Annotated in this window: 2 protein-coding genes and 1 pseudogene; 2 read left to right on the top strand and 1 reads right to left on the bottom strand. The window is 44.1% G+C overall.

The features are described 5' to 3' along the window. A pseudogene (locus tag ACO1R6_RS21745) lies at nucleotides 1-551 on the top strand (DUF2279 domain-containing protein); the annotation flags it as partial. A 97-nt stretch (nucleotides 552-648) separates the two neighbouring features. Next, on the top strand, nucleotides 649-1,617 hold the full coding sequence (locus ACO1R6_RS21740) for a Smr/MutS family protein (protein ID WP_486267260.1): 969 nt from the start codon (nucleotides 649-651) through the stop codon (nucleotides 1,615-1,617). A gap of 297 nt (nucleotides 1,618-1,914) precedes the next feature. Here ACO1R6_RS21740 and ACO1R6_RS21735 read toward each other — a convergent pair whose 3' ends face one another. Then, the gene (locus ACO1R6_RS21735; RefSeq protein ID WP_486267258.1) at nucleotides 1,915-3,633 is read right to left on the bottom strand and encodes a DEAD/DEAH box helicase; all 1,719 of its coding nucleotides are present in this window, start codon (nucleotides 3,631-3,633) and stop codon (nucleotides 1,915-1,917) included. Between the last annotated feature and the right edge of the window lie 426 nt (nucleotides 3,634-4,059).

Here is a 4,059-nt window from a genome sequence, read left to right as displayed (position 1 = left end):
GAGTCGTGCTGCAATCGCCGATTGAATTGCTGGATGGTTATGCTGCCGACTATGGTGCTTCCTGGGGCGATTTAGGGGCCAATGCTTTGGGTTCGCTGGGGGTAATCTCGCAGGAAATGGCTTGGGGCGAGGTAAGAATTTTGCCAAAATATTCTTTCCGGAAAACCAGTTTTGCGGGCTTACGACCAAACGTATTAGGCAGCAATTTACCCGAGCAACTCTTAAAAGATTATAATGGGCAAACGTATTGGCTTTCTTTTGATGTACCCGCCTTTTTACCGGCCGGCCTTAAATATCCCAAGTGGCTTAACCTGGCTTTGGGCTACGGGGCTCAGGGCATGGTTTACGGCAGCCCCCAAGATAATCGATTAAACGGTTACGTGGCTTACCGGCAATATTATCTGGCTTTAGATTTAAATTTGCAGCACATCCAAACGCGGCACAAAGTACTCAAAGGTTTATTTAGCCTGCTAAGCATGATACATTTGCCGGCACCTACCGTAGAATATAACCGGAAACACGGTTTTAAGTGGCACACCCTTTATTTTTAACCGCAGGTTAGATTTGGTTTAAAAGAATAGAATAAACCCGGCAATATTTTTAGTTAACGAATTACTTAAGCACACAACCTCCAAACAAATATAAATCATGAACATAGGCGACAGGGTAAGATTAATGTACGGCAAAGAAGAAGGCATTATTACCCGCTTTTTAGATAACAACCAGGTAGAAGTAGCCATAGATAATGAGTTTACCATTCCGGTAATGCGACGTGAAGTGGTGGTTATTGCGGCCGAAGAAGATAAATATTTTGGCAATAACGCCTATAATGCAACACCGGCAGTTACCAATCGGACAACAGAGACCGCTAAACCACAAGCCCCCGTGAGTTCGGGTATATTTCTGGGCTTAACCCAGCAATCGGCGGAACTACTGGGTGTAACGGTCATTAACAACTCGGAATATGATTTGCTTTTTACGTACGGCGAAGAAACCCACGACGCGTACAAAGGCCTGGTAAACGACAAACTAAACCCAAAGAGTTTTAAGGTGGTTAGTCACCTGCACCTAAAAGACTTTGAAAAATGGCCGTCGTTGGTTTTGCAGTATATGCAACACCGGCCGCAGGTTAAAGCTTTGCTGGAGCCCGGATTAAAACGGTTCCGGTTTAAAGCTGCCTCTTTTTACAAAAGCAAAAAAATGGCCCCACTGGTAAACAAAGAAGCTTACCTCTTCCCGATTGAGAACAAACCAGCGTTAATAGACCTACTAAAGTTACAGGATAAACTTTCGGAACCGGAAGCACCCGCCGAATCTTTTTCGCTCAAAGCACCGTCTCACGAAGTAGACTTACACATTGAGAAGCTTGTTCCCGAAAACACAGCGCCAATGAGCAACAGCGAAATATTACGCCAACAACTACACGCTTTTCACGATAACCTGGACCGGGCCCTTGCAGCCAATATGCACGAGATTATTTTTATTCACGGCACTGGCAACGGCGTATTGCGTAACGAAATTCAAAAAATACTCAGCCGTAACAAGCAAATCAAATATTTTGAAGATGCCCGCAAAGAGAAATTTGGCTACGGCGCAACGTTGGTGCGATTAAAGTAAACTATCGGATCAGTTATTTAATTTATTTGAAATCAATAAAATATATCATCTATCAGAAATAAGATTTCATAACTGCAAACCAAATAATTCTCCCAGTCAAACCGGTTATAATATTAATCTTAGCTGTTTCTACTTGGGCAACATGGCCCCAATCAAACTCTGGCAGTTGAAAGATTACGAATGTAGGGGCAAAAAAAATAGCTCAACTTTTTCAAGGTTGAGCTATTTTTTTGAGCAGTTCCTCTTTAAATCCTTATGCTCATTACAGGCATTATATACGATTTAAAATGTGAAGGGTTACCAGCGGCGCGATTTTTCTCTTTTACCGAAACGAGTATTCCGGTCACGGTCGCCGCCACCACCGCCACTACGGCGTGGTCGGTCTTCGTAACGGCCCCGGCTGTTGTGGCCATCGCCGCCGTCTCTTTCTTTCTCGCCCATCGCATTTTTGCTCTGTGCTTTTTCGAAACTTACCGGTTTGCCCAATAAAGTGGTGCGGCCCAGCCGGTCCAGCACTTCAGAAGTATATTCTTTGGCAATTTCCACGAAGCTGAATTTATCGTACAGATCAATGTCGCCGATTTTGCTGCTCGGAATACTGGTGTTTTCGGTTAAGGCTTCAATAATATCTTTTGGATGAATGCGATCTTTTTTGCCCATGGTCACGAACAACCGGTTAAAGCCTTCGCGTGGTCCTTTCATTTCTTCGGAAGCCGCTTGCGCTTTGGCTTCTTTCAGGTTCATTTTAAGTAAAGCCGCGGCAATTTCCAAAGAAGTAAAATCTTCGGTCAGCAAGCGTTCAATCCGGGCAATGTGTTTTTCTAACTTGCCTTGCTGAATAACTTCTTTAATCTGATCCAGAAATAAATTGGTCTTGATTTCGGCTACATCTTCGTAGCTCGGTACCGGCGCCAGTTTAATTTTGGCATTGGTAAACCGCATAATATCTTTTAGTTTGTAAATATCGCGGCCCGACACAAATGAAAATGCTCTACCGGATTTACCAGCGCGGCCAGTCCGGCCAATGCGGTGCACGTAAGCTTCTTCGTCTTGCGGTAAGTCGTAGTTAAATACGGCTTCCAAATCTTCCACGTCGATACCACGCGCCGCCACGTCGGTAGCTACCAATATTTCCAGGGTGCCGGCTTTAAATTTGGCCATTACATTGGTACGCTGCGTCTGGTTCATGTCGCCGTGTAAACCATCGGCAAAATAACCGCGGGCCTGCAGGTTGCTTACCAATTCGTCTACCATGCGTTTGGTGTTACAAAACACAATCAGCGATTTCAGGTTGTACATGTCAATAATCCGCGACAGCACTTCCATTTTCATGTTGTTGCGCACTTCGTAGTACACCTGCTCAATATTGGTAACCGTTAAGGTCTGGTGCACCACTTTAACCAATTGCGGATTGGTTTGGTATTTCTTCGTCAGCTCCATAATCGGCTTACTCATGGTGGCGGAGAAGAAAATAGTCTGGCGTTCGGCAGGGATTTTGGTCAGAACAAACTCAATGTCTTCCCGGAAACCCATGTCCAGCATTTCGTCGGCCTCGTCCAGGATAATCTTTTTAACCGCATCTAATTGCAGGGTTCCCCGCTCAATGTGGTCCATTACCCGGCCGGGCGTTCCAATTACAATTTGTACGCCTTGTTTCAGGGCGCGTAATTGCCGGTCGTAAGATTGGCCGCCGTAAATAGGCACCACGCTTATACCGTTTTTATATTTAATTAAGCGGCTTATTTCTTCCGATACCTGCACGGCCAATTCGCGCGTAGGGCAAAGAATTAATACTTGTACCCGACGATCTTTCGGGTCGATGCTTTCAATGGCTGGAATACCAAAGGCGGCGGTTTTACCGGTTCCGGTTTGCGCCTGGCCAATTACATCGCGGCCCTGCATAATAACCGGAATAGCTTCGGTTTGTATTGGAGAAGCTTCTTCGAAACCCATATCGGCAATAGCACGTTGCATTTCCGGGGAAAGCGAAAGCTCATCAAATCGTAATTTGTTCATAAAATGTTTTTTGTTAAAAATAGGTTATACGCTATCTGAAATGAGCAGATACTTATTCTAACTACGTTTTGTAAGAAAATTACCGACGAGGAGAAAAATGATGCTAACGGAAACGTGGCTACTATATAAGCCGCAAACGGAAATTCGACTGCTGATTTCAAAATAATGCACAAAGGTACGCTTTTTTATCCTGATTAAATAATATATAGGTATGAAATGATTAATTATTTTCAACAGAATCTCTATTTTGTTAGTGTTAGCTTTAACTACTTGGTTATACTAGTTTGTGATACAAGGTAATCTACACCTGTCATTCTGGGAATACAAGTATTCCGGGAGGAGACTATTTGGCAACCTGCAACATAGTTTCCTCCCTTTAGATTTGGGAGTATGGACAAAAGGAAGGAGCATGGGTATAGCAAAACT

The organism is Adhaeribacter sp. (genome assembly GCF_057359045.1).
This window is presented reverse-complemented; position numbering and strand designations above follow the sequence as displayed.